The sequence below is a fragment of the Spirillospora sp. NPDC048911 genome, assembly GCF_043198015.1.
Taxonomy (GTDB): Bacteria; Actinomycetota; Actinomycetes; order Streptosporangiales; family Streptosporangiaceae; genus Spirillospora.
The window spans coordinates 566,257-588,470 of record NZ_JBICUD010000004.1 but is presented as its reverse complement, the minus strand read 5'-3'; the positions used below and the strand labels follow the sequence as shown (position 1 = coordinate 588,470).

Annotated in this window: 39 protein-coding genes and 1 tRNA gene; 9 read left to right on the top strand and 31 right to left on the bottom strand. The window is 66.4% G+C overall.

Translation table 11 applies throughout. The annotated features are described in order from the left end of the window. Positions 1–86 precede the first annotated feature (86 nt). The 27 genes from ACGFNU_RS21155 to ACGFNU_RS21025 all read right to left on the bottom strand — a co-directional run bounded on the left by ACGFNU_RS21155 (position 87) and on the right by ACGFNU_RS21025 (position 15,479). Positions 87–157, bottom strand: a tRNA-Asn gene (locus tag ACGFNU_RS21155). 147 nt (positions 158–304) lie between these two features. Continuing rightward, on the bottom strand, positions 305–787 hold the full coding sequence (locus ACGFNU_RS21150) for a helix-turn-helix domain-containing protein (RefSeq protein ID WP_392595936.1): 483 nt from the start codon (positions 785–787) through the stop codon (positions 305–307). An 82-nt stretch (positions 788–869) separates the two neighbouring features. Continuing rightward, positions 870–1,160, bottom strand: a complete 291-nt coding sequence (locus tag ACGFNU_RS21145; RefSeq protein WP_392595934.1) for a hypothetical protein — start codon at positions 1,158–1,160, stop codon at positions 870–872. Then, a complete protein-coding gene (locus ACGFNU_RS21140) occupies positions 1,153–2,169 on the bottom strand; it encodes a tyrosine-type recombinase/integrase (RefSeq protein ID WP_392595933.1) in 1,017 nt (338 codons plus the stop codon). The genes ACGFNU_RS21145 and ACGFNU_RS21140 overlap by 8 nt, the downstream gene beginning before the upstream one ends. After that, the gene (locus ACGFNU_RS21135; RefSeq protein ID WP_392595931.1) at positions 2,166–2,459 is read right to left on the bottom strand and encodes a hypothetical protein; all 294 of its coding nucleotides are present in this window, start codon (positions 2,457–2,459) and stop codon (positions 2,166–2,168) included. Before ACGFNU_RS21135 ends, ACGFNU_RS21140 begins: the two co-directional genes overlap by 4 nt. A gap of 606 nt (positions 2,460–3,065) precedes the next feature. Further along, complete coding sequence (locus tag ACGFNU_RS21130; RefSeq protein ID WP_392595929.1) at positions 3,066–3,236, bottom strand: hypothetical protein; 171 nt, start codon at positions 3,234–3,236, stop codon at positions 3,066–3,068. Positions 3,237–3,526: 290 nt separating this feature from the next. Next, on the bottom strand, positions 3,527–3,802 hold the full coding sequence (locus ACGFNU_RS21125) for a hypothetical protein (protein WP_392595927.1): 276 nt from the start codon (positions 3,800–3,802) through the stop codon (positions 3,527–3,529). Positions 3,803–3,819: 17 nt separating this feature from the next. Then, a complete protein-coding gene (locus tag ACGFNU_RS21120) occupies positions 3,820–4,131 on the bottom strand; it encodes a hypothetical protein (protein WP_392595925.1) in 312 nt (103 codons plus the stop codon). 8 nt (positions 4,132–4,139) lie between these two features. After that, positions 4,140–6,263 (bottom strand): hypothetical protein, encoded by a 2,124-nt coding sequence (locus ACGFNU_RS21115; protein WP_392595923.1) that lies wholly within the window; start codon positions 6,261–6,263, stop codon positions 4,140–4,142. Beyond that, positions 6,263–6,814, bottom strand: coding sequence for a hypothetical protein (locus tag ACGFNU_RS21110; protein WP_392595921.1), 552 nt, complete (start codon positions 6,812–6,814; stop codon positions 6,263–6,265). The genes ACGFNU_RS21115 and ACGFNU_RS21110 overlap by 1 nt, the downstream gene beginning before the upstream one ends. Before the next feature lie 41 nt (positions 6,815–6,855). Further along, a complete protein-coding gene (locus ACGFNU_RS21105) occupies positions 6,856–7,197 on the bottom strand; it encodes a hypothetical protein (RefSeq protein ID WP_392595919.1) in 342 nt (113 codons plus the stop codon). A gap of 22 nt (positions 7,198–7,219) precedes the next feature. Next, positions 7,220–7,588, bottom strand: a complete 369-nt coding sequence (locus ACGFNU_RS21100; RefSeq protein WP_392595918.1) for a hypothetical protein — start codon at positions 7,586–7,588, stop codon at positions 7,220–7,222. Between the two features lie 883 nt (positions 7,589–8,471). Continuing rightward, on the bottom strand, positions 8,472–8,864 hold the full coding sequence (locus tag ACGFNU_RS21095) for a hypothetical protein (RefSeq protein WP_392595916.1): 393 nt from the start codon (positions 8,862–8,864) through the stop codon (positions 8,472–8,474). 13 nt (positions 8,865–8,877) lie between these two features. Then, positions 8,878–9,171, bottom strand: a complete 294-nt coding sequence (locus ACGFNU_RS21090; protein WP_392595914.1) for a hypothetical protein — start codon at positions 9,169–9,171, stop codon at positions 8,878–8,880. A gap of 214 nt (positions 9,172–9,385) precedes the next feature. After that, a complete protein-coding gene (locus tag ACGFNU_RS21085) occupies positions 9,386–9,634 on the bottom strand; it encodes a hypothetical protein (RefSeq protein WP_392595913.1) in 249 nt (82 codons plus the stop codon). 66 nt (positions 9,635–9,700) lie between these two features. After that, positions 9,701–9,943, bottom strand: a complete 243-nt coding sequence (locus ACGFNU_RS21080; protein ID WP_392595911.1) for a hypothetical protein — start codon at positions 9,941–9,943, stop codon at positions 9,701–9,703. 56 nt (positions 9,944–9,999) lie between these two features. Beyond that, on the bottom strand, positions 10,000–11,409 hold the full coding sequence (locus tag ACGFNU_RS21075) for a hypothetical protein (protein ID WP_392595910.1): 1,410 nt from the start codon (positions 11,407–11,409) through the stop codon (positions 10,000–10,002). Further along, positions 11,406–11,717, bottom strand: a complete 312-nt coding sequence (locus ACGFNU_RS21070) for a WhiB family transcriptional regulator (protein ID WP_392595908.1) — start codon at positions 11,715–11,717, stop codon at positions 11,406–11,408. Before ACGFNU_RS21070 ends, ACGFNU_RS21075 begins: the two co-directional genes overlap by 4 nt. 15 nt (positions 11,718–11,732) lie before the next feature. Further along, on the bottom strand, positions 11,733–11,951 hold the full coding sequence (locus ACGFNU_RS21065) for a hypothetical protein (protein WP_392595907.1): 219 nt from the start codon (positions 11,949–11,951) through the stop codon (positions 11,733–11,735). After that, positions 11,948–12,088, bottom strand: coding sequence for a hypothetical protein (locus ACGFNU_RS21060; RefSeq protein ID WP_392595905.1), 141 nt, complete (start codon positions 12,086–12,088; stop codon positions 11,948–11,950). The genes ACGFNU_RS21065 and ACGFNU_RS21060 overlap by 4 nt, the downstream gene beginning before the upstream one ends. A 2-nt stretch (positions 12,089–12,090) precedes the next feature. After that, positions 12,091–12,387, bottom strand: coding sequence for a hypothetical protein (locus ACGFNU_RS21055; RefSeq protein ID WP_392595903.1), 297 nt, complete (start codon positions 12,385–12,387; stop codon positions 12,091–12,093). Further along, positions 12,384–12,572 carry a hypothetical protein gene (locus tag ACGFNU_RS21050; protein WP_392595902.1) on the bottom strand — a complete coding sequence of 63 codons (189 nt, stop codon included), beginning with the start codon at positions 12,570–12,572 and terminating at the stop codon, positions 12,384–12,386. Before ACGFNU_RS21050 ends, ACGFNU_RS21055 begins: the two co-directional genes overlap by 4 nt. Beyond that, on the bottom strand, positions 12,572–12,943 hold the full coding sequence (locus ACGFNU_RS21045) for a hypothetical protein (RefSeq protein WP_392595901.1): 372 nt from the start codon (positions 12,941–12,943) through the stop codon (positions 12,572–12,574). The genes ACGFNU_RS21050 and ACGFNU_RS21045 overlap by 1 nt, the downstream gene beginning before the upstream one ends. After that, positions 12,940–13,164: a hypothetical protein gene (locus tag ACGFNU_RS21040; protein WP_392595899.1), complete on the bottom strand. Its 225-nt coding sequence runs from the start codon at positions 13,162–13,164 to the stop codon at positions 12,940–12,942. The genes ACGFNU_RS21045 and ACGFNU_RS21040 overlap by 4 nt, the downstream gene beginning before the upstream one ends. 224 nt (positions 13,165–13,388) lie before the next feature. Then, the gene (locus ACGFNU_RS21035; RefSeq protein WP_392595897.1) at positions 13,389–13,775 is read right to left on the bottom strand and encodes a hypothetical protein; all 387 of its coding nucleotides are present in this window, start codon (positions 13,773–13,775) and stop codon (positions 13,389–13,391) included. 438 nt (positions 13,776–14,213) lie between these two features. After that, positions 14,214–14,525, bottom strand: coding sequence for a helix-turn-helix domain-containing protein (locus tag ACGFNU_RS21030; protein ID WP_392595895.1), 312 nt, complete (start codon positions 14,523–14,525; stop codon positions 14,214–14,216). A gap of 108 nt (positions 14,526–14,633) precedes the next feature. Further along, positions 14,634–15,479, bottom strand: a complete 846-nt coding sequence (locus ACGFNU_RS21025; protein WP_392595894.1) for a helix-turn-helix domain-containing protein — start codon at positions 15,477–15,479, stop codon at positions 14,634–14,636. A gap of 98 nt (positions 15,480–15,577) precedes the next feature. Here ACGFNU_RS21025 and ACGFNU_RS21020 point away from each other — a divergent pair, with 98 nt between their 5' ends. Both ACGFNU_RS21020 and ACGFNU_RS21015 read left to right on the top strand, forming a co-directional pair. Continuing rightward, positions 15,578–16,213, top strand: coding sequence for a DUF6879 family protein (locus ACGFNU_RS21020; RefSeq protein ID WP_392595892.1), 636 nt, complete (start codon positions 15,578–15,580; stop codon positions 16,211–16,213). After that, positions 16,185–16,394, top strand: coding sequence for a DUF397 domain-containing protein (locus ACGFNU_RS21015; RefSeq protein WP_392595891.1), 210 nt, complete (start codon positions 16,185–16,187; stop codon positions 16,392–16,394). Before ACGFNU_RS21020 ends, ACGFNU_RS21015 begins: the two co-directional genes overlap by 29 nt. 4 nt (positions 16,395–16,398) lie before the next feature. On the opposite strand, the gene ACGFNU_RS21010 is transcribed toward ACGFNU_RS21015, so the two are convergent. Next, the gene (locus tag ACGFNU_RS21010) at positions 16,399–16,626 is read right to left on the bottom strand and encodes a hypothetical protein (RefSeq protein ID WP_392595889.1); all 228 of its coding nucleotides are present in this window, start codon (positions 16,624–16,626) and stop codon (positions 16,399–16,401) included. A gap of 417 nt (positions 16,627–17,043) precedes the next feature. On the opposite strand from ACGFNU_RS21010, the gene ACGFNU_RS21005 reads away from it, so the two are divergent. Next, positions 17,044–17,868 (top strand): helix-turn-helix domain-containing protein, encoded by an 825-nt coding sequence (locus ACGFNU_RS21005; protein ID WP_392595887.1) that lies wholly within the window; start codon positions 17,044–17,046, stop codon positions 17,866–17,868. Beyond that, positions 17,865–18,455 (top strand): hypothetical protein, encoded by a 591-nt coding sequence (locus ACGFNU_RS21000; protein WP_392595885.1) that lies wholly within the window; start codon positions 17,865–17,867, stop codon positions 18,453–18,455. The genes ACGFNU_RS21005 and ACGFNU_RS21000 overlap by 4 nt, the downstream gene beginning before the upstream one ends. Positions 18,456–19,036: 581 nt before the next feature. On the opposite strand, the gene ACGFNU_RS20995 is transcribed toward ACGFNU_RS21000, so the two are convergent. Further along, positions 19,037–19,687: an SHOCT domain-containing protein gene (locus tag ACGFNU_RS20995; RefSeq protein ID WP_392595883.1), complete on the bottom strand. Its 651-nt coding sequence runs from the start codon at positions 19,685–19,687 to the stop codon at positions 19,037–19,039. A gap of 145 nt (positions 19,688–19,832) precedes the next feature. Between ACGFNU_RS20995 and ACGFNU_RS20990 the strand changes: the two genes are divergently transcribed. The 5 genes from ACGFNU_RS20990 (at position 19,833) to ACGFNU_RS20970 (ending at position 21,565) form a co-directional block, all read left to right on the top strand. Continuing rightward, a complete protein-coding gene (locus ACGFNU_RS20990) occupies positions 19,833–20,099 on the top strand; it encodes a hypothetical protein (RefSeq protein ID WP_392595881.1) in 267 nt (88 codons plus the stop codon). Further along, positions 20,096–20,314, top strand: coding sequence for a hypothetical protein (locus ACGFNU_RS20985; protein ID WP_392595879.1), 219 nt, complete (start codon positions 20,096–20,098; stop codon positions 20,312–20,314). The genes ACGFNU_RS20990 and ACGFNU_RS20985 overlap by 4 nt, the downstream gene beginning before the upstream one ends. Continuing rightward, on the top strand, positions 20,311–20,661 hold the full coding sequence (locus ACGFNU_RS20980; protein ID WP_392595877.1) for a DUF6221 family protein: 351 nt from the start codon (positions 20,311–20,313) through the stop codon (positions 20,659–20,661). Before ACGFNU_RS20985 ends, ACGFNU_RS20980 begins: the two co-directional genes overlap by 4 nt. A gap of 68 nt (positions 20,662–20,729) precedes the next feature. Next, the gene (locus ACGFNU_RS20975) at positions 20,730–21,245 is read left to right on the top strand and encodes a hypothetical protein (RefSeq protein WP_392595875.1); all 516 of its coding nucleotides are present in this window, start codon (positions 20,730–20,732) and stop codon (positions 21,243–21,245) included. 92 nt (positions 21,246–21,337) lie between these two features. Further along, on the top strand, positions 21,338–21,565 hold the full coding sequence (locus ACGFNU_RS20970; protein ID WP_392595873.1) for a hypothetical protein: 228 nt from the start codon (positions 21,338–21,340) through the stop codon (positions 21,563–21,565). A gap of 99 nt (positions 21,566–21,664) precedes the next feature. Here ACGFNU_RS20970 and ACGFNU_RS20965 read toward each other — a convergent pair whose 3' ends face one another. Continuing rightward, positions 21,665–21,922 (bottom strand): hypothetical protein, encoded by a 258-nt coding sequence (locus tag ACGFNU_RS20965; RefSeq protein WP_392595871.1) that lies wholly within the window; start codon positions 21,920–21,922, stop codon positions 21,665–21,667. Next, a complete protein-coding gene (locus ACGFNU_RS20960; RefSeq protein WP_392595869.1) occupies positions 21,919–22,206 on the bottom strand; it encodes a DUF6247 family protein in 288 nt (95 codons plus the stop codon). The genes ACGFNU_RS20965 and ACGFNU_RS20960 overlap by 4 nt, the downstream gene beginning before the upstream one ends. Positions 22,207–22,214 lie beyond the last annotated feature (8 nt).

Sequence of the window (22,214 nt, the reverse complement as noted above, 5' to 3'; positions counted from 1 at the left end):
GGAGGGGTTCGACTTCAGCGGGGGTGCCCGACAACGAGGTCGGCGGATCCAAACGTAGTGCTCTGCCATTGAGCTACACCGGCCGAGGCCGATGACAGGACTCGAACCTGCAACCTCTCCATTAACAGTGGAAGCAGGACCTGCCTGCACTTCGGGCACCCGCGTCTGAAGTTATCGACCCTCCCGACAACAAATCGACGACGGGTCTGTTTTCTCTTTGCAAAAGAAGGAACCGTCATCAGCACTTCGGGAGAGGTGCTGAGGCTGACGCTAGCTGGCCCAGTCCAAGATCGCATCTTGATAACTAGGCTGCGTATCCCTTCCAATGGTCGCCTTTGATGAGACGACTGATCGTCGTGTGGTGCACACCCAGGCGGCGGGCGATGCTGCGACACGAAACGCCGAGCGCGTGCTCCCTGCGAGCCTCCCGGATGTCCTCGTCGCTCAAGCGCCGGACAGCCTCGCGAAGCCTCATGCCGTCGGCGGCGAATCCGCTACGTGCACGACCCTTCGCGATCATGTCTTCCACGTTGTCTCCAGCGGTGCCCAGAAACAGGTGGTTGGGGTTGCAGCAGGGCGGGTTGTCGCAGCGATGGAGAACCCACAGCATTCCAGCGTCCCCGTGGGTGAGCATCCAGGCGATGCGATGGGCTTTTCGTGGAGACTCGCCTGTGGACATTCGAAACTGCCCGTAGCCCTTGGGGAATCGGCTGCGCTGCCACTCCCAACAGGAGTCGGGGTCAGTGATCGCGACCTTGGACCAGAAACGTTCTTCGAGGGTACGCACGTGAGAAGGGCCTCTCTTGAGGTTGCGTGCCTTCTCACCCGAGATCATCGGTCAGCGCACCGGGTGTCAGCTTCCACCCAGTTTACGGGCGTTCGAGTGCCTCGAAGTCCTTCCACGCGTCGCCACCATGTTCACGGTCCATCGCGAGCGCCTCATCCCACGTCTTGGCGAACTGTGCGTAAGCCCGCCGGGTCTGACCCGCGGCGACGAGAGCGATCTTTTCGCGTGCACTCTGCCGCGCCCGCTCGGCGGCCCTCTTTGCGAACCACTCGACGAGCTCGTTCTCGGTCGCGTCCCACACGATGATCGTCTCGGTCTCCGTCGAGAACACCGCGTACTGCTCGTCGGGCTGGCGGAGGATCTGGCTACCCATCGAACGTCTCGCTCCTGTCGCCGTGGGGGAGTGGCAAGCTCATACGGTCGACGGCGTCTCGCAGCGCGCGTCCAGGTCGACGGTCGTACTGGGCGGTGGTCGTGGCCGATGCATGGCCAGCGATCCGCTGGGCCTGGACGAGGTCGCCGCCGTTGTCGATGAAGTCGCCGATGAAGGTTCGGCGGAAGTCGTGGGTGGCGAGCGGGGGCAGGCTGGCTTTCTTGCGGGTGCGGTCGACGATGTAACCGACAGCCCGCGGGCTCATCGCGCCACTGCGGATGTTTCCGTGCCGGTCGATGCGCCGGAACATGGGACCTCGGCGGGTGCCGAGCAGGTTCAGCCACTCGTCGAGGACGGGGATGGCGGCAAGACTTACGGGGACAGCGCGTTCCTTGTTGCCCTTCCCGATGATGCGGATCTGACGTTCGGCGTGGTCGAAGTCCTCGACGAGGAGGCTGGCGGCTTCGCTGCGGCGGAGGCCGGTGGCGTAGAGAAGCGCGACGAGGGCGCGATCTCGTGTGCCGGCGGGGCCTTCGTCGTCACCAGCGGCGCGGAGCAACGCGCCGAGTTCGTCACGGTGGATATTTCGTCCGGCGGGCAGCCGCTTGCCTTTGACATTCTTGATGTCGATGGCGCGGTGGTAGTCCTCGGCCGTGATGAGTTCAAGGCGCCAGGAGGTGCGGAGGATCTGGCGTAGGCCGATGAGGTGCTTGTTGATATGCGTGGGGGAGTACCCGTCGGGGTGCTTGGCGTCGCGGAAGTCGATGAGGGCGGCGCGGACAGCGGAGGTGTGTTCGTAGCGAAGCCCCCACCAGGGTTGTCCGGCGCCGGTCGCTGCGTCGTCCTCGGTGAGAATTTTGGCGATGCGGTCGAGGGCTCCGCGCATGGTGCGGCGGGACTCGGCGGATTCGAGGGAGTTGAGGTACACCTCGTACGGGTCCGCGGGCGGGATGACTGTGCTGGCCGCGATGACCGGCAGGGGAGAGGCCGCAGGCTCAATCGCCCTCATCGGGCGCAGTCGATCGGTCGGTACATCTGCCCGACTGGCGTGAAGCATCCAAGGCTGATTCGCATCGCTTTGCCTCGGCGGTCCCTTACGCCGCACTCTGGATCATCGAGGCAGTGGTCGTCCTGGCAACGATCGATGTGCCTTTGGTGGAAGTCGCGGTTCGTCAGGATTGTGCACTCGGCCCAGTTGTCGTCGATGCGATCGACTTGAACGCTAAGGCCCAACGTGGACTTGCCTGTTGCGGCCCAGATTTGATTGGCATGGACGGCGGTGTCGGTCATGGCAGCCATGTCTAATTCTCCCATCTCCAGACGTTCAATTTCCGGGATTTCTGTATCCCTACAAGATCGATTCAGGTTGGCGACCTTCCGGAATTGCGCTTCTGGGAGCCCAAGGTCTGGTCTTGGTGTGTGGTGTTCACCGGTATCCGCAGCTGTCCATTGTTGTCCGTGGGTGTCCGCGCGCGGTCGGGGTTTGTCCGCGACTGGCGGGCTTCTAGTTCGTTGGCCAGAGGAAGACGGCGGGTACGGCGTCGTCGGGGGCTTGTTCGTAGTCGTCTGGGTCTTCGGTTGCCAGCCGCTCGTCTTCGGGCATGTACCGCTCGCCCGACCAGGTGGAGTCGGCGGCGTACATTGCGGTTTCGGCTTCTGCGAGTGGTGAGTAGCCGTTGCCTTCGGCGTCCTTGGCGAGGATGACTGGGTTCGACGGCCGCGCCGAGTTCGAGCAGCAGGGTCTCGGGGGCGGCGCCAGCGTCCAGCGCTGAGCGGACGAGGCTGCTGGCTTGGTCGAGGTGGCCGGCGTGGATCGTTGCGACGATGATGGCGGCCGCAGGGGACGGCGTACGGATATCTTTGACGGTCGGCATCAGGCAGCGCTCCGCGAGTCTGTTGTGGGGTTCATCGCTGCTGCCTCCAGCGCCCGACCACCAACGGCCTTGCCGACGAGTGCCTCTTGCGGCGGTCGATGATGATGTCGCCGTTCGGAGCGAGGATGATCTCGTCTTCTTGGAGGTTGTCATCTGGGAACGCGGCGATGACTTTGGCCTTGATCGTCGTGGTGTCTGTCATCAGGTTGCCCCCCGCACGTCCAGACCACTGGTCATCCTCGCTGGCGAGTTCATGGGCGCCCCGGGTAGCAGGTGGGGCAGCGTGCTTGCCCCTCGTCCGGCTTGCCTTCGGAGATGTCCACCATGAACGTTCTGATGCTCTTCCCGCATCGGGTCGGATAGACGGGGCCATCTCCGCGGTCGTTGGCCGCACGGAGATGCCAGGTTGTGTCGCTGGTGTCGAAGACTTGCGGATACAGATCTACGTCTCGAGTCATCTCATGTCTCCTTCATTGCTTGAGTCGTGGGTTGTTATGCGGCGCGGCGGGTCTCGGTGCCTCGGTTGATGCGGCGCCTGCCGGCGTCGGTGAGCAGGTAGGTGACGGTGTCGCCGATCACCCGAAGCAGCAGACCCTCCGCGGCCGCCATGTCCAAGGCCTTGCGGATCAGATGCAGGGAGATCCCGGCGGGCAGAATGTTCTCGATGCCGGACAGGGTGTGGCGCTGCGAGACGGCCCACAGCACCATCGCGTCGAACGCGTCCCAGCCGCGACCGCGGACATCGGTGGAGTAAACAAGCTGGTTCATGGCGTTCTCCTCGAGAGTCATCGGCGGGTGGCGTAACGGTGGAGGTCCTTGGCCATGGTGAGGACCCGGTCGGCGGAGGCACCCTCAGACGCTTTGGTGCACACCAGCAGCAACAGCAGCCGACGCAGCCCGGAGTCTTGGCTGCTTTTCGCGTCGGCCAGCCAGTTCTCGAACTTGCCCGCGTACCTGGTGATGCGACTGGTGTCGTATGAACTGGTCGTTTCGGTGGTGGGTGTGAGCTTCAGGGCGCAGTCGACTGCGACGAGCCGGTCCGCTGTTTTCTGAAGCGCCGTGGGCGCCAACTGCATCGACAGGGGCCACGAGTCCATGACTGCTCCTAGTTGTGGGGGGTGTAGTTGCCGTCAGGGCTGCGGGTGGCGTGGCCGTGCGCAACCAACGCTTCGAGGCCCTGGTGCACTTCGTGGGCGGACAGGCCAGTCACGCCCATCAGGTCGAACACGTCACCTCCGGCGGTTTGGGTGAGCGCTTGCTGGATGGTGGCGGTGAACGGTGGCGCTGCCACCGCAGTGGCGGTTGCAGCCTGGGAGGTGGCCTCGTCGTGCTCGTGTGCGGCCGCGCCGGTTTCGTCGGCGGGCATGAGCGCGGAGATGTCCCAGCCGTCTTCGTCGTCGGACAGGACTTGGCCCGAGCCGCGGTAGCCGAGCGGGACGATGGCGCGGGTGAATGCCTCGTCGAACGTGATGGGTTCGGCTGCGATGCGGTCGGCGAGGGCGCGGACGTCCACGCCGGTCTGGCCGGGCTTCACGTACTCGGGTAGGTGCTTGGTGCGGTGCACGATGTCGCTGCGCCGGTCGATGCCTTTGAGGTAGCCGACGCTGTGCACACCGTGGGGCAGGTCTTCGGGGTTGCCGTCGATCCCGAGCATCTGCTTGGCGAGACGGTCGCTGCGGTGCACCACCCCGTTGACCGCGGCCAGGTTCTCGCGGACACCGCGGTCACCGAGCACGTCGACGTCGGCGTCTCGGGAGCCCAGCACCAGCCCGATCCCGACCTTCCGTCCTTCGCTGAGGATGTCCAACGCGAACTGGACCGCGAACGGGCCGAGCTCTGGGTCCCGCGACACGATCGGCCATTCGTCGATAACGCCCAAAAGCATCGGAAACCGGGAGGTGGGGTCGAACCAGCCTTTGCCGGTGTTGGTGCGGCCGAGGTGGTCGCTCCATTCCATCCGGCCGAAGAAGTCGGCGCGGTGCCGCATCCCGGCGTGCATCCACGACAGCATCCGCACGCACGACATCGGGCCCCAAGCGGTGAGGTCGGCGCGGCCACGCCACACGGCGAACGGCTGCTGCTGCGGGTCGCCCATCCACAGGCCGCAGATGCGGCGCATCGCACACACCTGGCACGCCTGCGCGGCGAGGCACTCTTCGCACAGTTTGGCCTGGCCGGCTTCGGCGGACACCACGTGCAGCGTCCCGGTCTTGCCTGAGCCGCGGACGCCGATCGCGACGCCGCAGTTCGCGCCGGAGGACGGAGTGTGCAGTTGCCACCGGGACGGGCTGGAGTCGGCGTACCGGCCAAGGTCGACGCAGCCGGTCTCCGGGTCGTAGGTGGAGGCGCCGTCCCACGGTTGATCGCGTTCGTGAGCTTTGGTTTCGGTGAGGATGGTGACGACCGCGCGGCGGGCGCTGCGGGACTCGGGCGGCGCAACGGACACGTGGTCCAGCGGCACGTCGAACAGCGCGGCGATCTCGTCCTCAAGCCGCTTGACGTCGCTGAAGGTGGAGCGGCGGGCTAGCGACAGTTCGATGTGGAACTGGAATCCGCCGGGCACGTCGGTGAAGTTGTGCAGGTGCGCGTCGATCAGTGTGCCTTGCACACAGAAGTGGTCACGGAACCTGGTGAGGCGCGGGTCCTCGGCCGGTGCTTCCAGCGCCGCGGCGGTTTCTGCGGGGGTGTCGCGGCGCCGGTTGCGGTACAGGTGCGGCGCCGCGACGACCAGACCGCCGCCCAGCAGCGTCAACTGCATGACGGCGTTGGGGCCGACGGGGGTCCACACCGACCCGATCAGCAGCCACATCGACCCGGCGACGACTGCGATCTTGGCGTTCCCGCGGATCTTGTGGCGGGTCCTGGCGGTCTTGACCCGCTTCACCAGGCGCGCTTCGCGGGTCCGCCACATCGCCCACCCGGCTGCGACAGCGGAGGCGCCCACGGCGGTGACGGCGGCCCACCACCCGTTGGAGGTGGCGTAGTGCGCCGTGATCGCGGTGGCGTCGGCGGTGGCCATCCACCGCCACGGGGACAGCGCTGGTGAGTTCGACACCAGCACCATCCATAGCGCCCCCCGTTTGCGGGGGGCGTCGCTGTCCTGGATGGGTTCCTGCTGAGGCTGCTGGGCTTGGTTGAGGGCGGTGGCGAAGGCCTCGCCGAGCACCGCCGTCAGGTCCGGTGGGGCGGCGGACCGGACCGGTGCGGTCGTAGTGTGGGTGCGGCGCATCACAGACTCCGGTCGTGGTAGCGCTTGTCCTTCGCGACGTCGGCGATACCGACCTTGCGGATGGCCTTGCCGACTGGCCGCATGACCGCGTCTTCGGTGGCGACCAGTAGGTCACCGACCCGGATGGCCCGGTTGGCCGCTGCGAACCAACGGTCGGCCAGCTCCCGCAGCCGCCTGGCCTTCTTGAACGCCCGTGCGTCGCCTGCACGCCACGCGATCTTCATGCGTTTGACGGCCTTGTCATAGATCTGCTCAGCGGTGTCGCGTTGCGTCCACAAGCGCCTGGAGATCGCAGAACACAGGCTGAGCCAGGCGGCGTGAGTGCGCTCACCGAACAGGAACCGCACCGGCAGCGGCCGCCGCCAGCCTCTGGTCGTCAACCGGGGTGTGTCGTCGATGACAAGCCCCGGTGCACCGGTGAACACGCTGGCCGCCTCCACGCACGCGGCGACTTCGACACGCCAATCCCAGACGCCACGCAGCTGGCGGGTGGGTGCGTCCGCCAAAGTCAGCGCGGTGTGCATGCGGTCCAGAGCTGCGAGTAGACGCATCAGCCAAGTCCCTTCCAAAGCTCGTTGGGTCGGGTGAGGGGTCAGTCGCGGTCGTGGTAGCGCTTGTCCTGCGCGACCTCGGTCGCGCCACCGGCCCGCTTGATCGCCTCATGCACGGGCAGGTACCGGTCGTCGGCGCTCTTGACGTACGTCACTCCGCGGACCATCAGGTCATGGCCACCGGTGATCGCTCCGGCGACTCGTGTGAGCTGGGTACGGCCCGCTTCCACGCGGCGCAGGGAGTAGTGCATCTCTTCCAGGTCGCGGTAAATGCCGGCGACGTGCAGCAGGATTTCGCCCATCTCGTCGCGCCAGGTGCGGTGGGTGTAGCCGCTTCCACCGGCGGGCGCGGCGGGCGGCTGGGCAGGTACGGGACTGGTCACAGCGAAAGTCCTTTCGAAACGGTCACACGTCGGACAGGTAACGGATGCCGGCGATCTCGTCGGGGCCGCCGGCGTCTTCGACCGCGGCCAGCACCGGCGCCTCACGCTGGTTGACGTCGCGGAGCATCTCGAGGATCAGCTGCATGTACTGGTCGACGTCGTCGCGGAACTTGATCACGTCGCGGACCTGGCTGCGGCCAGCGTCGGCGGTGGTGAGGCGGCGCAGCATCATCTCCAGCACCGCCGGCATCATGTCGAGCCGCTGGTAGATGTCGGCCACGACGCGGTTCCACGCGCCGTGGGTGTAGCTTTCGCCGCCGTTGCCACGCGCCGCCGTAGCGAGGGTGTGGGGGCGGGTGGGGACGATCTGGCCGGGGTGGCGCGGCGCCATGGGAGGACTTCCTTCGATCGCGGGGGCGGGTCCCGCAGGAGCGACCTGCGGGGCGGGCAGGGGCTGGGATGGCCCTGCTTGAGGGGCGGCGGATCCGGCTGGCAGCTCAGGCGTGGCAGGCTTGGCCGGTGCCGGTGCGGGCTGCGGCGGTTGAGTCGGCTGCTTGCTACGGGGTGCTGACGGCGCGGCACCCAGTTCAGGGCGCGGTGGCTTGATCTGCTGCGGTTTCTGGTCGATCACGTCGGTGTCGACCGCGTCATCGGAGGTGTGATCAGGTGTGGCGGCGCCATCACCGGCAGTAGTGTCAGCGTCTCCGGTCGTGTCTGCGGCCATCTCGTTACGGCAGGCGAGGCACGCCGGTTCACCCGTGCCCGGCGCTGGCTTCAACGCTGCAGCGGCCACTACCGCTCCGCACCGGCGACACACCGCCATACGGGTACGGCACGTGCTGGTATCAGCCCCGCCGCCGCTCGCCGAGCCCGCTTTGTCGTCACCGGTCCAGCCCGCCGCGGCTGCCCGACGCTGCTCCCTCCACGTGTGCCGTGCCGCCGCGGCCGCGGCGTCCCACACCCGGCGGAACGGCCCGGTCTCCCCGCGGATGGCCTTCGCGGGCTCCCGTTCCTTCGGAGCGCGGCGCAGTCCCCGACGCACCGCCTGAGCGGTGCGCAGAGCAGCCCATCCCCACCACAACGCAGTGGCGGGGCCGCCGCTACGGCCGCGGGCGAGCCGATCCGTCAATTGCTGAGCCCACGCCTCCTGACGGGAGCGCAGGTCAGCGCGGATCGCCTTCCCGGCCACGCGGGTCTCCTCACGGGCCTGGGCGGTGGCGTCCGCCCAGGCTGCGAGGAGCGCGAAGATCAGTGCGCTGACGGGCTCCACCGCTCTACTTCCCGTTGAGGTTCGATACGACGGCTTCGTCGACGTTCGCCCCGGTCTTCTGCGCGGCGTTCTCGATCATCTGGAAGAACGAGCCCCCCGCCAGGACGATGGAAGCTCCGCATGCCAACGCGACCAGCGGTGTCCGGACCCGGTGCAGGCCGTTGCACTTCACAGCCTCTTCCCAGAAGTAGATCAGTGTGCCGATCGCGGCGATGGTGGCAATGGTGACGCCGCCGATAGCCACGGCCGACAAGTCAGCACCCAGGAATCCGGTCACGGTCGAGGAGGCGCCGAACCCCACGAACAGCAGCAGCCATGCCACCACCCGCGGCACCCGATGCTTCAGATGCAGAGCACCGGCGATGACGGCCAAGATGACCGCCCCAGCAAGAGTCATGATCTTCCCCTTCTCATCCGAACAGCAGCCACAGCGCGACTGCCAGCGCGGCCACGGTGGCCGCGACGTTGATGCGGAACATCCGCGCGAACAGCCACGCGATCGCGTAGCCGACCGCCACCCCGGCCATGCCGGCCGTGTTGTAGTAGGCGACCGTCACCCAGCGCAGGACCCGGCCCTCGTACTCATCAGGCAGCCACAGCCGGGACCTGACGTAGGTCCGGTACTCGGCCAGTGACTCGGGTCGCGCATCCCAGACCCCGCCGGATGGCGCCTGGTCTGATGCCTGCCGGACCCAATGGGTCACCAGGTCTCGGACCTGGTCCAACCACGTGACCCGGCTCCCGTGCAGGTCGCTGTCTGGCAGTTTGACCACGGTGGTCTGAGCGGGTCCGGATGACGCGTCTGGGACCTGCGCCGCCGAGGCAACGTCAAGGCCGGTCTCTTCGATCGGCTGTAGCGGCACCGGCGCGGCGGATGACGCGCCACCCAGCGACACATCAGGCAGAGACGACATCAGCTCAGCCCTTCCGCGCCGGCTTGAAGAACGGAACCGCCTCAGCGAGCTGAACCAGCTTTTCGGTCAACTCCGCGTCGACCGCCGCAGACTCATTCGGGCGCCGCCGCCGCACCTTCACCAACTCGCCGCGCAGCCACGCCAACGCCAGGTCAGCGCCCCCCTTGAAGTCGCCGCCAGCCTGCGCCTTGGCGATCTCCTCGCGGTACTGCGACGCGCGGAATGCCGCTCTGTCACGGTGGCTTCCAGACATTTGGGTTACACTCCTCTCACGCGCGTGTGCGGGTGCGTGTGTGTGCGGGTGCGCCTGTGCGTGCACTCATACGTTGGGATCCGCTGCGGGGCTTGCCGCCGGTTCCGGCTCGCCGCTCCCCTTCACCCGCGACACCAGCGCCAGCCCGGCCAGGACCGCCACCAGGAGCACGCCGACGACCGCTGCCCGCGTTGGCGCGCCGAGCAGAACGGCGACGACTCCGAGGGCGTACGCGACGACGAAGCCGAACACGGTGTAGAGGGCGGCGAGCATCAAGCCCGTCCTGGACATCAGACGTTCCGTGATCACTGTTCGCTACCTTCCGGCTGGGCTGATTGGTGGGTTCTGGTCGCGGGCGGGGGCGGTCATTTCGCGATGTCGATGTGGCCGCCGCGGATCTGTTTGACCAGCTGCAATGCGGCGGGTTTGGCGATTCCGAGGGCTCTGGCGAGCTTCTCGGCGGGAATGTGCCGGCCGTGCTCGTCCAGGTACGCCTTGTCCACGGCGCGGGCCTCGTCGATGCGGTCCAGCGCCTTTGGCTTGGCCTTGGCGCGGGCCGACTTCTTCGGACCGGTCTTCGCAGTGCGCGGACCGGTCTGGGTCTTGCGGGTCTGCGGCTTGGTCGGGACCTGGTCCGGGACCTGGTCGTCAGACTGGTCCGGCTTGGGGTTCTCGGACCTGGTGTCGGACTGGTCTCGGGCCTGGTCATCGGACCCACTGCTGGACCCGGACCCAGACCCACTGGGGGACTGGTCTGCAGACCTGGTCTGGGACCCATCGGTCATCTCACGGCCGGGCTCTGCCGGGACCTGCCGAGGCGGGTACTGCACGGGAACGAACGACACGCCTAGTGACTCGAACACGGTCCGCGTCGGAGGCTGCGTGAGGTCGCTCCACGGTGCATCTGGGGTCAGTTCCGCGAGGGAGCCAGCGTTGTACATCGAACCGAGCTGAGCGATCAACGCGCGCTGCCGCTCGGAGTCAGCGGCGAGGCCGGCGTGGGCGACTGCGGACCGCATGGCACGGTCAAGGCGCCGCTGCGCGGAGTGGAGCCGTACGCCCTTCACATCCCAGGCGCTGCGGAGAGCTCTCACGCGAGCGGCGGCTTTCGCGACCTTGGTAAGCCGCCGGTGCGCGTCGACCTCGGACGCGGTCCGCCCGGACGGTTCGGCGATCCGCAGCCACACCAACACCCGCTCCGGCGTGACCCGCAGGTTGATCTTCGGCTCGTTGTTGTGCTTCTTGCGGATGCGCTGCCGTTCGATCGACATGCCGCGTTCCCACAGCCACGCGGCGAGCAGCGGCATGACCAGGCGGAACAGCATCTCCGGGATACTCTCGGCGTCCATCGCTGAGAACGTCCCAGACAGCGCAGTCACCACCCACACGGCGACGCCGTCGATGCCGGCCTTGGCGTCCTCAGGCTTCTCGGCCTCGCGGATGTTGCGGCGGGCCCGCAGCGCGCAGGTGAACGTGACGAGTTCGAGGACGGCGAATGCCACGATGCGCCACTGGGGCGCGAAGTCCAGGACGTCGCGGAAGAACCGCCACATGCCCTGTGCGGCGACTCCAGCCGCGATGACGGCGACGAGGAAGGTGAGCCGGTTCTCGACCTGCCCGGGCGCCTTGGCCTTGCTACGGCGAGGCTTGGTAACCCGGACGCCCGCGACGACGAACAGCACCACAAGGAGGGTGGCGGCGCAGCCGATCAGGTACGGCTGTGCGACAGCCAGGACACTGGCCGCAGAGCTGAACGAGGGGAGCGTAGGCATCATGCCGCCACCTCCGTGGAGGCCCGCCTGAGCTTGCGGCGCTGCCGCTCCGACAACCCTCCCCAGATACCGAATCGTTCGTCGTTGTCCAGGGCGTAGTCGAGGCATTGGGTGCGGACCTCGCATGCCATGCACACCTTCTTGGCCGGCCGGGTGTCGCCGCCCTGCTCCGGAAAAAAGGAGTCTGGATCGGTCTGCGCGCACAGCGCGAGCTCGGTCCAGTGCGGTTCGGGCGCCCACAGATCGCGCGGTAGCAGGACTAGTGGGGGCGGGGCAGCGGCCACGGGGTGGCGGCGCTGGCGGGCAGTCATGAAGGGTGTCTCCGTTCAGGAGCGGCGGCGGAGGTAGGGGGTAAGGAGCGTGGCGCCGGCCAGGCCGGCGCCGACAGCGCACGGCCAGCCGTAGATCGGTGCACCGGCGGTGCCCCAGATGACGCCGAGGATGAACACCGCGGACCAGAAGAGCGGCAGGCTGGTGGTGGGCGGGATGATGTGTGGGCCGGTCTGCCGAAGGTCGACCGCAGGCGGCCTCGTGGAGCGCTTCATCGCTGCTCACGTTCCTTCTTGCGCTTGTCCAGGGCGGCGATGCGGGCGAGTTCGGCGTGTCCGCGGTCGCGGGCTTCCTTGGTTGAGCCGTTGCGAGCGAGGTACTGGGCTTGGCGCCGGCCGATCGCGCTGGTCATGGCTACGCCTCCTTGGGGATGAAGAACATGCGGTCCAGGACGTCACGGCACCAGGTGGTATCTGCGGCTTCCGGCCACAGCTGCGCGTCGAGTTCAGCGAGGAAGTCTTCTTCACCCGGCTCGAGCGACCTGGTCAGTGACTCCGGGTTGGCAGGTGCCAGCGCGACGGCGATGTGCAGTTCGCAGGGGTCGCAGACGAGCGCGGCGGGGTAGGTGTGGCCGTGGTGCACGTAGCCGGGTACGAACCGGCGGGTGTGTCGACCGGTGATGCGGTGCCAGAGGCGGCGCAGGATGTTCACCGGGTCACCTCGTGGTCGATGTCGGCGGCGTTGATGGTGTGTCCGCACTGGCCGCACCAGCGGACCGCGGAGACACCCTGGATCGGCTGGCGGCAGCAGGGCGACAGATTCGCTGCGGCGCGTGCTGCCACCTGGGATGCGGTGGCGTTGCGCTCGACGAGCCGGGAAACCTCAGGAGAGATCATCACTTCGTGCCCTTCTCCCATGGCGCGCGCCCGTCCCATCGGATCTCGCGGGCCTTGTGGCGGCGGATGGCGTCATGCGCGGCTCGGTACGCCTGCTCTGCGGAGTTGAAGGTGCCGCGGGCAGCGGCGTAGGCCGAGTCCGACCATTCCTCGGTGTCGCCGGGGCGGCGGACGTCCCGGCACACGGTCATTTCCGTCTGCATCTCGACGCTGTATCGGCCAGGGCGGCGTTCAACGCCGTAGGCGTACACGGTGACGACAGCGGACCGGTCGGTGTGGACGTAGCGGACGCTGAACGAGTCGGTGGCCTGGTAGTCGCCGCCAACGTCACCGCCAGCGGTGATTCCTGTGTTGTCCTGCCGCCAGCTCATGACGCACCTCCGGGCAGCATCTGCAGCGGCGGAGGGAACAGCGACATGCCGGCCACGGTTACGCCGATGATCTGGTCGCCCTGCACGATGTGCCGGGCGGCGATGGATGAGTCGGTGATGCCGTAGGAGGTGAGCAGCTCGGACAGGTCGGTGTTGAAACCGGCCAGGTCCAGAGGCTGCTGCTCGGCGGTGTCGATGTGTTCGGGGGCGAGGGCCGTCATCGCTTGCCACCGCCCTGACGCGGGTCCTGCCCCTTGGGGAACGAGGACTTCCACATGCTGCTGGTGGTTGCGGTGGTCTGGCCTCCGCTGCTGGTACGGTCGGACATAGGAACCGGGTCCTTTCGAGAGGCGAGTGGTTCCGTAGAGCCCCGCCAGGCGCCGGAATCGCCCAGGCGGGGTTCGCTCGTCGTAGTGGTCGAACACCCGGAGCTGGTACATGCGGGTTACCGCCCGCCCTGCCAATTACCGTCAGCGGTCTGGCACTGCCACACCCACCTGTGCTTGTTCATCCACGTCTTGATCTGTTTGAGCAGCTTGTCGTGGCTGCGGCGAGTGCCGTTGGTCAGCCAAATCTCCACGTACCGGTAACCGTGGTCCTCCAGCGGTGGCAGCACACCACCGGGCTTGTGGAAGATCTTCAGCCACACCGGTAGGCCCTGGTTGGGTTCCATGGCGTACTCGGATGCGCCGGGCATGTAGTGGCGGGAGGGGCCTTCCGACCAGCGGTGGCCAGGACCGGCGCCGAGGTGTCTGCGGCATTGGTCGAACAGGGCCTTGACCTCACCGTTCTTGGGGCGGGTCTGGACGGTGATGATGGTCGTCTCTGCCATCAGGTCACTCCGTGGCGTATTCGGTGAGGTGTGGGGTTGGACCTCCGCCGCCCCGTACTGCGCCGGGGATACGCAGCGGCCGTAGACCGGGACGGCGGAGGGGGTCATCGCCGACCCCGCTTGTCTTCACGGATCAGGCGACGCAACGTCTTGATCCAGTAGTCGCGGGTCGGAGACTGCGGCCTGGACAACCACCAGGCGAGTCGCTGCTCTTTGGTCGTGTTCATCGGGAGCCGTCCCGCTTCTTGGAGGGGAAGACGGTGCGCCACGCGTCGACCAGGGCGCGACCCCAGAAGGACGCGATCGCGTCGACACGCTCCTCGGCCGTCTTCGGCCTGAGTGCTTCATCGGGGACGACGGGGTGATTGATCGACAGAGGGAGAGGCCCCTTTGGGATTCCGCGGAGCGTGTGCTCCTCCTCTGGCCCGTCGTGCTGCATCACGCCGCCCCCTTGCTGGCCCTCGCGAGCCACTCGGCGGCGAACTCTTCGAACACCACCCGACGGCCGGCGCGGACCTCGGAGAGCAGCGCCTCAACGAAGGGGCGTGAGACGCGGTAGCTCCGACCAATCTGGAGACCAGGGAATGCTCCGGTGTCGAATGCCCGGCGGATGGTGGCCTCGCTGACATTGAGGCGTGCCGCTGCGGCTTTGATCGGCATGAGGTCGTGTATCTGTCGGCCTCCTGCCGCCTCAACCGCCTGGCGGCTCTTCGGCGCCAGGGGCGTCACGCGGCTCTCAATGTGCTGCATGTTCTGAGACTAAGTCGCGACTAAGTCTTACGTCAAGGCCTTCAGAGATGGAAAACGGACACGAAGAAGCCCCACGCCGTCTCGGACGTGGGGCTCTGGAGATCGGGACTAGTCGCGCGGAACTTCGCTCATGATCCTTCTGATCACCGCGGTCGCGTCAACACCGGTGACTGCGGACTCCCTCAGCCGAGCGAAGGCCTCACGGTACTTGTTGAGCTTTTCCTCGTCTCGGAACCGGCGCTCACCGTGGTAGGTCTCGACAAGCACGAACGGGTCCTCGGGGTGATCAAAGATCGTGAATCCGTTGACGTACAGGGTGGTGGCCTCGCGATCAAAGGGAAGGACGCCGATCGTCACGTTAGGGAGCGTCGCCAGAGACAACAGTCGGTCCAACTGCGCCAACATCAGCGACGCAGGCCCCGGCCGCCAGCGCAACGCTCCCTCGGTGAGCAGGAACTCCAGATGCTTGCTGGTGTCGTAAAGGAGTGTCTGCCTGTCCATCCGTTTGGCGACAGCCGCTCCGACATCGTGCTGATCCCCGACGTCGAGCAAGGTCATCACGCGCCGGGCGTAGTCGGCCGTCTGGAGCAACCCAGAGATGGCGGATGGCTGGAAGTTGCGGAGGCCTGCGCTTTCGCGCTCCACCTCGCCGATGTAGGCGTTCCGTTCGGCTAGTTCGCCTTGCTCGGGGGACCAGGTGAGGTCTTCAGAACTGAGTTGAACGGCGAGTGAAACCAGGCCATCGAGGACTTCCTGGTCGGCGCCGGCCTTGCGTGCCCATGCTTCAACGTCCTCGGGGGAGAGGAGTGTGGCGCCACGCTCTGACTTGGACACCTTGGACTGGGACCAGCCACAGGCTGCGCCGAAGTCGGTGGTGTTCATGCCTGTGCTCTTGCGGAGCTTCCTGAGTTCGGCACCGAGTTCTTGGCGGCGTCTGCTGGGCTGTGTGCTCATGTGGTGCGGTGACCTTCCGTGGGGCTCCGCTCATGCTAGTGCGGCGAGTCCTGCGTTCCCAGACTCGCCCAGACTAGTCGCGTGAGGAGTCTTCCCAGGTGGCGCCAGACGGGCTAGCGTTGCAAAAGTTCCCGTTCTTTCTAGGGGCTCAGATCATGGCGCGTCTTTCTCCAGAGCAGTTCGCCACACAGTTCGACGGCCTGTTCACCGAGTCCACGTTCCGTCTGGAGGCGTTGGATCACTATGTCGCCAGCAACGAGGCCGAGCCCTTTCGTCTCTTTCAGGAGGGGAAGAGGCCAGACCAGGCATGGCGAGCTCCTTGGATGCGGTTCGTCCGCTCTGTCCTGGCCAGCGGGCGACACATGGCGCGCGTCCACGTCGTAACCGAGCCCCTGACCGATTACACGCGCTTCGAACTCACCTGCGTGTATCCCTCAAATGTCGAGGCTGGCGAAGACGTGCGGATCCTGCCGCGTCAGCAGGTCATCGACCTGGACCTACCCGCCTGGGACTTCTGGCTCCTCGACTCCGTGCGGGTGGCAGTTATGGACTATGACGTTGACGGCAACTGGCTTGGCGTCGAACTCACCGAGGCTACCGAGACTGTCCAGCGAAGTTGTAAAACTCGTGATGCGCTGCTGGCTCGTGCTGTCCCGCTGAATACCTATCTGGCCCGTATCAAGCAGACCCCGGAGGAGACTGGGAATGGACGGACGCACCATCGAGCGTCTTAGGGACGCGACCTTCCGCAAGTCCGACAAGAGCGGCGACCTCGGTTGTGTTGAGGTCGCTTTCCTTAAGGATGCCGCTGGCGTCCGCGACACCTACGACCGCAGCGGGCCCATCCTCGCCTTCACCCAGACGGAGTGGACCAGATTCATTGATGCGGTTCGCGGCGGCCGGTACGACCTCTGAGGGTTCAGGTAGTCCGTCCCATGTAAGTCAACAGGTGGCGGTTGTCGCGTTTGCGGTAGACCTCGATCTCATATTCGGACAGTTGACGCTTCCGTGAGTTGGGGTCGTGGGCTACCGCATCCTTGAACAGTCCCTCGACATCGCGTGCATCTTCAGCGTCGACTTGGCTGGTGTATTCGGCGATCTTGTTGTTGCGCCACCGGACTCGTACGGTCACCAACTCTCTGGCCATGGCAGATCCTCCGCTCGTTGGGGGAGCCTGCCCGGAGGTGAGTGTGTGGATGCATGACTTGCCGCATGTGGCAAGGTGCGACGTTTAGGGGTTGACCTCGCGCGGCTGAGCGCCGTGAAACATCGCCTTGTAATTTTCAAGATCGGCGTGAAAATTACAAGATCCACGTAATCATTACACGGCAGTTGAGCTGCAGATATGTCCGGTGTGTCGCCCCGGAATTCATGAGCGTTTCCGCTAGCTTGGAGACGACAAAACCCCGGCCTGCCAGCCGGGGCTTGTCTGAAGTGGAGACCGGTGTCGCAGCCAGTCCACCTCCACGCTGCTGACGACTGTAGCAACTGCCGCTGACGTCGCATAGGACCGCCACGCTGTGGCGCCGGTCTCCGTGACAACGAGAGATCGGATACCCCTCGGATGCGGATCCACCGGTCGTCCCCCGACGAACACTTCACGATCATCCCCAACGAGACGCTCCGCGATCAGCGCCTCAGCTACACCGCCCGGGGAGTGCTGATCGAGTTGCTCAGTCACGCAGACGGGTGGCAGACGACCGCCGACGACCTATCCGAGATGGCGCGCCGGCATCGGGGCGAGAAGCGCGGCGAAGGTCGGCGCGGCATCAGGAACGCCTTCAAGGAGCTCGTCGATCACGGATACATCGTGCGGCGCCGGCTCAAGGACGAGAGCGGCAAGTTCGTCACGGTCCTCGAAGTCTTCGACACCCCCGGCCACGGGGACGCGACCTCCGACAACCGAGGTACCGCTAGCGGCACGTCCGCTACAGGCACATCGGCTACCGGTATGTCCGTTACCGGTACGTCTTCAAGAAGTACCAACCTAAGAAGCACCAAAGAAGAAGAACCAACCCAAGAACACTCCACGTCACTCGCTGACGCTCGTGCCGCCGCTGACGCGGCGCGGCAAAGGATCAAGGGTGAGCGCGAGAAGTTCTACGAGGCCATCCGCCGCATGCCAGACGCCGATCTCCACGACTTCATGTGCACGCTGGAAGAGCGACGGCCACGCATCTACCGGCAGTGCCGGAGGAACGCGTCTGCTTGGCTCAAGGAGAACCATCCCGCGGTCCTCAAGGGTGCGGAGAAGGCTGTGATCAAAGACCAGGTGACTTACATGTATGCGCTGTTGCACTACCAGCCCGCTCCGCCAGCGAAGTACGAATGGGACGCTTGGGTGGTTCGGCCCCTGGCGGGTCTCGTCGGCGAGGGGAGGGCTGCGTGAGCCGGTCGGACTGGATCGCATCGGCTGCTGCCCTTGCGGCGTTCCTGAGTGTTGGTGTGGCGCTGTTCGCGATCAAGTACGCGCGTGACTCCGCGAAGCACTCCGGCCGGTCCGCCGATCACGCGGGCGAGTCCGCTGCAGAGGCGCGTCAGCTCCGGGAAATCGAGGCCGAGCGACGCAAGGAGGAGCGGGAGCGCCGACACGACGACCTCGGCCCTAATCTGCCAGCGGAGATCGAAGCGGAGCAGGAAGGTGAACTGCTGTACGGGGAGATCACTGTCCCGCGGGCGTACCGGGTCCGCGCGTACGCCCGGTCTGGAGACTCGCTGACGCAGCTGTCGGTGGACCCGGTGACGGTGCCGAACCGGCCGCTGCGGTTCGTAATCGAGCATCTACATCCCGAGCAGAGCGCGATCCACACGGAGGAGATCTTCTTCCACTTCTGGCCGCCAGAAGAGTCCGATCAAGTGCCGGTGTGGAGCTGTGGTTGCGGCCTGGACACGAGTCGTGAAGTGATGGGGGACAAGGGGCATTGGAAGGCGAAGGTTGAGGTCACCTTCCATGACGTGATGGAGAGCGTCTGGTAGTAGGCAGATCTCACACTCTCGACGGGCTGGGGCTTGCGGATACTGTCTTGCCGGTGAACACACCTGGGGGACTCTCGGTGAGTGGAACTTCGTGGGAACTTCCTGCTCGGCAAGTCGGGGCAGATCAGTTTTGGGACCGGCTCGGCGACGACTGGCAAGCCATCGACGGCGTCGCCCCGGAGATGCGTGTGTATGCCCGCTGGGATGCCAGCGGAGAGGGACGAGCGAAGATCACCGGACTCTGCTTCTCCCACCCGGCAATCACCTCAGAGTTGCTGCGCACGGTTCCCATCTCTCGGCTTGCAGGGCTTCCGGCCGAGGTTGGCCTTGCTGCAGCGGGTGGTGAATCCTTGGCTGCTCTGGTGCCGTTGCGTCGAGAGCCAGGGGAGGATCCCGGGGAGTTTGCGAGTCGGGTCGCCTCCTACTATCGGATCTCCACGCGGATGAGCAGCAGACCGGCGATGGAGATTGCGCGGCATTCTGGTGTGCCGGTCGCCACGGTGCGTGGCTGGATCCGTGAGGCTCGCCTCCGTGGCATGCTCCCGCCGGGGAAGCGCGGCAAGGCCGGATAGCTCGAGAGGTTAGAGCCGATCAAGCAGGTCCTTTTTCTTTGCCTGGAACTCTTCCTCGGTGATGACGCCGGCTTCCTTGAGCTTGCCGAGTCGTTCGAGCAGTGACATGACTTCGTCGGGGGTGGTGGGCTGCGCGGAGGGAGGCGGCCCGTCAGCGGGCGCGAGAGCCGCTGGTTGCGGCGCTGCGGGGATCACGCCAGGAACGGGTGGCGGGAACCCGCCAGGAGCGGTTTGAGGTCCCGTCTGGCCCTGGTACTGGATGCGGTGCGTGCCGAGGTCGCGGGCTTCGCCGACCTGCCGTCCGTGTGCCGACACGCGCACCGCATGGACGGCCTGGTTGATGGTGTCGCGGACCTGGTGGGGTTGCGGGATCCACTCCAGCGTCGCGGTCTCTGGGTATCCGCCTGGCCGCGGCACCTTCACCATCACGTTCCCGACGCCCTGCGTCTTCTGGATCAACGTCTGGGCCACGTCGACGTCGGCGATGTCCAGCAGCGGGATTTGCTGCTGGCGGGTGCCGGTGACGCCGCCGGTTTCGTAGTACAGGAAGTGGGTGGTGAGCCTGTAGTGCAGGACGACGCGGCCGCCGGTCGCTTTGGCGGTGAGGTTGCGGGATTGGCCTTCCCAGATGATTTGTTCTTGGCCGGAGTGGATGGTCACGTGGCGCCCCCGGTGCTGGTGCGGAGTGGGACCGTCACCGTAAGACAGGTTCCGGGCACTGTGCGGTGTTCGGGCCGGATGCGGCCGTGCGGTGAACCGCTCCTGCTTCCCGGCGTCGCTCGGTGAGCGATGGGATACTGGGGAAGTGAGCATCTGGAACAGCCTCGTCGACAGCGACCACATCGACGACCTGGTGACCGGCCTCGCCGTGGACGACCAAGGAAACGCGGCGCCCGCGTTCCAGGCGGACGTTGCGGTCGCCACTCCGCACCATGCTCTTATCCGCCTCGCATTGTGGGCCGACGATCGGTCTGTGGTAGCGGAACCCGAGCTCGATGCGGCCAATGCACGCAAGCTCGCGGCACGGCTGAACGCCGCCGCTGACATCGTGGAGCGGAGCGAGCTGCCATGAGCCTGAGCTTCGTGGCGTCGGCGGTGCTGAGGAACCTGCTGGATCGACGGCGGGGACGGTGCCGCGTCGCCAGCGGCGGGGCCCTGCCCAAGTCCGACAAGTCCGGCGATGACTCCATCCCGGTTATCTTGTCGCCGGGTCGTTCCACCACGCTTCGCCCCGGCGAGACTCACCTTGAAGCGATGGAGCGGCTCATGCGCGGCGAGGACCTATGAGTGATCTGGTGGAGTTCTTCAAGGCGCGGCGCGACGAGGACCAGTGGATCGCTGAGGGCGCAGCACAAGACGCTGGTTCGGCCTGGGAATCTGCCAAGACCTTCGGTCCGCACGGCTCCGATCCGATTGATGACCACATCGCCCGCCATGATCCGGCGCGTGTGCTGGCCGACGTGCAGGCCGACCGGAGGCTGATCGCCGAGTACGAGCGGGCCGTCGAGTTCTACAACCGTCCAGAGAACCAGCGTCACTCCGCCGGTGAGGTGACCGGCTTGTACACCGCGATCAAGATCCGGGCTGAGCGGTTCGCCGACCACCCCGACTACCGGGACGAGTGGCGGCCATGAAGGGCGCTCGATCAGGTCGAGGTGACATGACATCGAATCCCGGAGACCACACGCCCCGCTCAGCTGCGGTGCTGCTGACCGACGCGCTCGATCACCTCGCCCTGGTCGAGCCCAGGGCGCTGCGTGAGCCGGTCCGGATGATGCTGCGGGCTGGGATCGAGCAGTGCGCGATCTCAAGCAGTCTGCTCGGGAAGCCGGTGGGTCACGTGCTGATGCTGGCGCAGGCGCTTGTCGATGAGGGGCACAGCCGGGAGGACCAGCCGGTGAGTATGGGCTATGTGGGGCCGGCGACGCTGGTCACCAAGGACGCCGCAGAGGTGCCGGTGACTGCTGAGCTGGAGCGGCGCGCGGACCTGCCGATCGAGGTGTTCGGTGATGCGGGGCAGCGGATCCACGCCGCCACCCACGGCTGGCGAGGCTCCTTGAAGGCGGACGAGTCGGTCAGTGACTATGGCCCGCTGCCGCTGCTGCTGCGATTTCCCGGCGGTGGCGAAGCCGAACTGTGGAAGGTCTCGGTGCACACCAGCGACCCGCGGCGTCTGCAAGTCACCGGCTACGGCGATGCGCCCTGGAGGGACCGGTGACCGTGCCGTCGGCTCCGTGGGGGTGTGACTGGCCTCGTCCCGTCATCCACATCGACCCGGGCGTCAGGTTCGGTCGGCCGCAGATCCGAGGCGTGTCGTGTGAGGCCTACGCCGACCGTGTCTTCGCGGGCGAGTCCGTCGAGGAGGTCGCCGCCGACGACGAGGTGACGCGCGATGAGGTGCTGCTCGCGTGCTGGTGGGTCGGCTTGAACGACCCTCGCCGGGATTCGGCGCTGCGGCGGTGGGCTGAGGTGGCGCACGCCTCGCTGGCCCGTGCCTGGTTTGACGAGGTCCCCGACCCGCCGGCTCGAGACCAGTGAGCTGGGTGCCCGGGTGGGAGGTGGATCCACACCGAGCGGTGTTTGAGGCCGCTTCCTCTGCCGGCTGGGATTCCCAGGCCCATTGTCGGGGTCAGGTGCTCAGCCGAGCCACATGACGCCGTGCACGGTCACTGTGCGGGCCTGGTCGTCGAGGTGGAGGTGGACGATGCCGTCACCAAGGTCGAACAGCGCGAACCGGAACGCCTCATCGTCCTCTTCAGGGTCGGGCACGGTCTGACCCCAAGGATCCCGGAGAACGTCGACGAGAACGTCGAACAGCGCTTTGCCGGGACGTTCGGGGAGGCCGTACACCTCGGCGGAGGATTTGGCGTGCCAGACCGGCCGGTAGGCGCTCACGCCTTCAGGTGGGGGAAGACCTCATCCATGGGGACATCCTGGCCCCTACCGGCGCGTACGTCCTCGTACCGGTCGTGAAAGTCTGGCTTGCTGTAGGCGGCGGCTAGCAGCCGCCAGGTCTTCAGCATGTCTTGAAGGGCCCGGTAGCCGGCGAAGTCGTGCGCGGCGTCTACGGCCTGGTGGTACTCGGTGAGGAACTTGGCGCGGGCACGTGCCGGGAGCTGGTCGTGGATGGCCTGCGGGTCCCGCGGGTCAGGCTCCTGGTGGACGGGCTGCGCACTCATAGGCCGAG

Coding starts and splice junctions, on each gene's coding strand:
- ACGFNU_RS21125 (WP_392595927.1), bottom strand. CDS start 3,802: ATGAACCAGCTTGTTTACTCCACCGATGTCCGCGGTCGCGGCTGGGAC.
- ACGFNU_RS21005 (WP_392595887.1), top strand. CDS start 17,044: ATGCGGATCCACCGGTCGTCCCCCGACGAACACTTCACGATCATCCCC.
- ACGFNU_RS21140 (WP_392595933.1), bottom strand. CDS start 2,169: ATGAGGGCGATTGAGCCTGCGGCCTCTCCCCTGCCGGTCATCGCGGCC.
- ACGFNU_RS21145 (WP_392595934.1), bottom strand. CDS start 1,160: ATGGGTAGCCAGATCCTCCGCCAGCCCGACGAGCAGTACGCGGTGTTC.
- ACGFNU_RS21100 (WP_392595918.1), bottom strand. CDS start 7,588: ATGGCGCCGCGCCACCCCGGCCAGATCGTCCCCACCCGCCCCCACACC.
- ACGFNU_RS21035 (WP_392595897.1), bottom strand. CDS start 13,775: ATGGCAGAGACGACCATCATCACCGTCCAGACCCGCCCCAAGAACGGT.
- ACGFNU_RS21095 (WP_392595916.1), bottom strand. CDS start 8,864: ATGACTCTTGCTGGGGCGGTCATCTTGGCCGTCATCGCCGGTGCTCTG.
- ACGFNU_RS21120 (WP_392595925.1), bottom strand. CDS start 4,131: ATGGACTCGTGGCCCCTGTCGATGCAGTTGGCGCCCACGGCGCTTCAG.
- ACGFNU_RS21075 (WP_392595910.1), bottom strand. CDS start 11,409: ATGATGCCTACGCTCCCCTCGTTCAGCTCTGCGGCCAGTGTCCTGGCT.
- ACGFNU_RS21040 (WP_392595899.1), bottom strand. CDS start 13,164: ATGACGGCCCTCGCCCCCGAACACATCGACACCGCCGAGCAGCAGCCT.
- ACGFNU_RS21030 (WP_392595895.1), bottom strand. CDS start 14,525: ATGCAGCACATTGAGAGCCGCGTGACGCCCCTGGCGCCGAAGAGCCGC.
- ACGFNU_RS20980 (WP_392595877.1), top strand. CDS start 20,311: ATGAGTGATCTGGTGGAGTTCTTCAAGGCGCGGCGCGACGAGGACCAG.
- ACGFNU_RS21135 (WP_392595931.1), bottom strand. CDS start 2,459: ATGGCTGCCATGACCGACACCGCCGTCCATGCCAATCAAATCTGGGCC.
- ACGFNU_RS21050 (WP_392595902.1), bottom strand. CDS start 12,572: ATGATCTCTCCTGAGGTTTCCCGGCTCGTCGAGCGCAACGCCACCGCA.
- ACGFNU_RS21065 (WP_392595907.1), bottom strand. CDS start 11,951: ATGAAGCGCTCCACGAGGCCGCCTGCGGTCGACCTTCGGCAGACCGGC.
- ACGFNU_RS21025 (WP_392595894.1), bottom strand. CDS start 15,479: ATGAGCACACAGCCCAGCAGACGCCGCCAAGAACTCGGTGCCGAACTC.
- ACGFNU_RS21130 (WP_392595929.1), bottom strand. CDS start 3,236: ATGACAGACACCACGACGATCAAGGCCAAAGTCATCGCCGCGTTCCCA.
- ACGFNU_RS21085 (WP_392595913.1), bottom strand. CDS start 9,634: ATGTCTGGAAGCCACCGTGACAGAGCGGCATTCCGCGCGTCGCAGTAC.
- ACGFNU_RS21110 (WP_392595921.1), bottom strand. CDS start 6,814: ATGCGTCTACTCGCAGCTCTGGACCGCATGCACACCGCGCTGACTTTG.
- ACGFNU_RS21010 (WP_392595889.1), bottom strand. CDS start 16,626: ATGGCCAGAGAGTTGGTGACCGTACGAGTCCGGTGGCGCAACAACAAG.
- ACGFNU_RS21115 (WP_392595923.1), bottom strand. CDS start 6,263: ATGCGCCGCACCCACACTACGACCGCACCGGTCCGGTCCGCCGCCCCA.
- ACGFNU_RS20985 (WP_392595879.1), top strand. CDS start 20,096: ATGAGCCTGAGCTTCGTGGCGTCGGCGGTGCTGAGGAACCTGCTGGAT.
- ACGFNU_RS21060 (WP_392595905.1), bottom strand. CDS start 12,088: ATGACCAGCGCGATCGGCCGGCGCCAAGCCCAGTACCTCGCTCGCAAC.
- ACGFNU_RS21045 (WP_392595901.1), bottom strand. CDS start 12,943: ATGAGCTGGCGGCAGGACAACACAGGAATCACCGCTGGCGGTGACGTT.
- ACGFNU_RS21070 (WP_392595908.1), bottom strand. CDS start 11,717: ATGACTGCCCGCCAGCGCCGCCACCCCGTGGCCGCTGCCCCGCCCCCA.
- ACGFNU_RS20960 (WP_392595869.1), bottom strand. CDS start 22,206: ATGAGTGCGCAGCCCGTCCACCAGGAGCCTGACCCGCGGGACCCGCAG.
- ACGFNU_RS21015 (WP_392595891.1), top strand. CDS start 16,185: ATGGACGGACGCACCATCGAGCGTCTTAGGGACGCGACCTTCCGCAAG.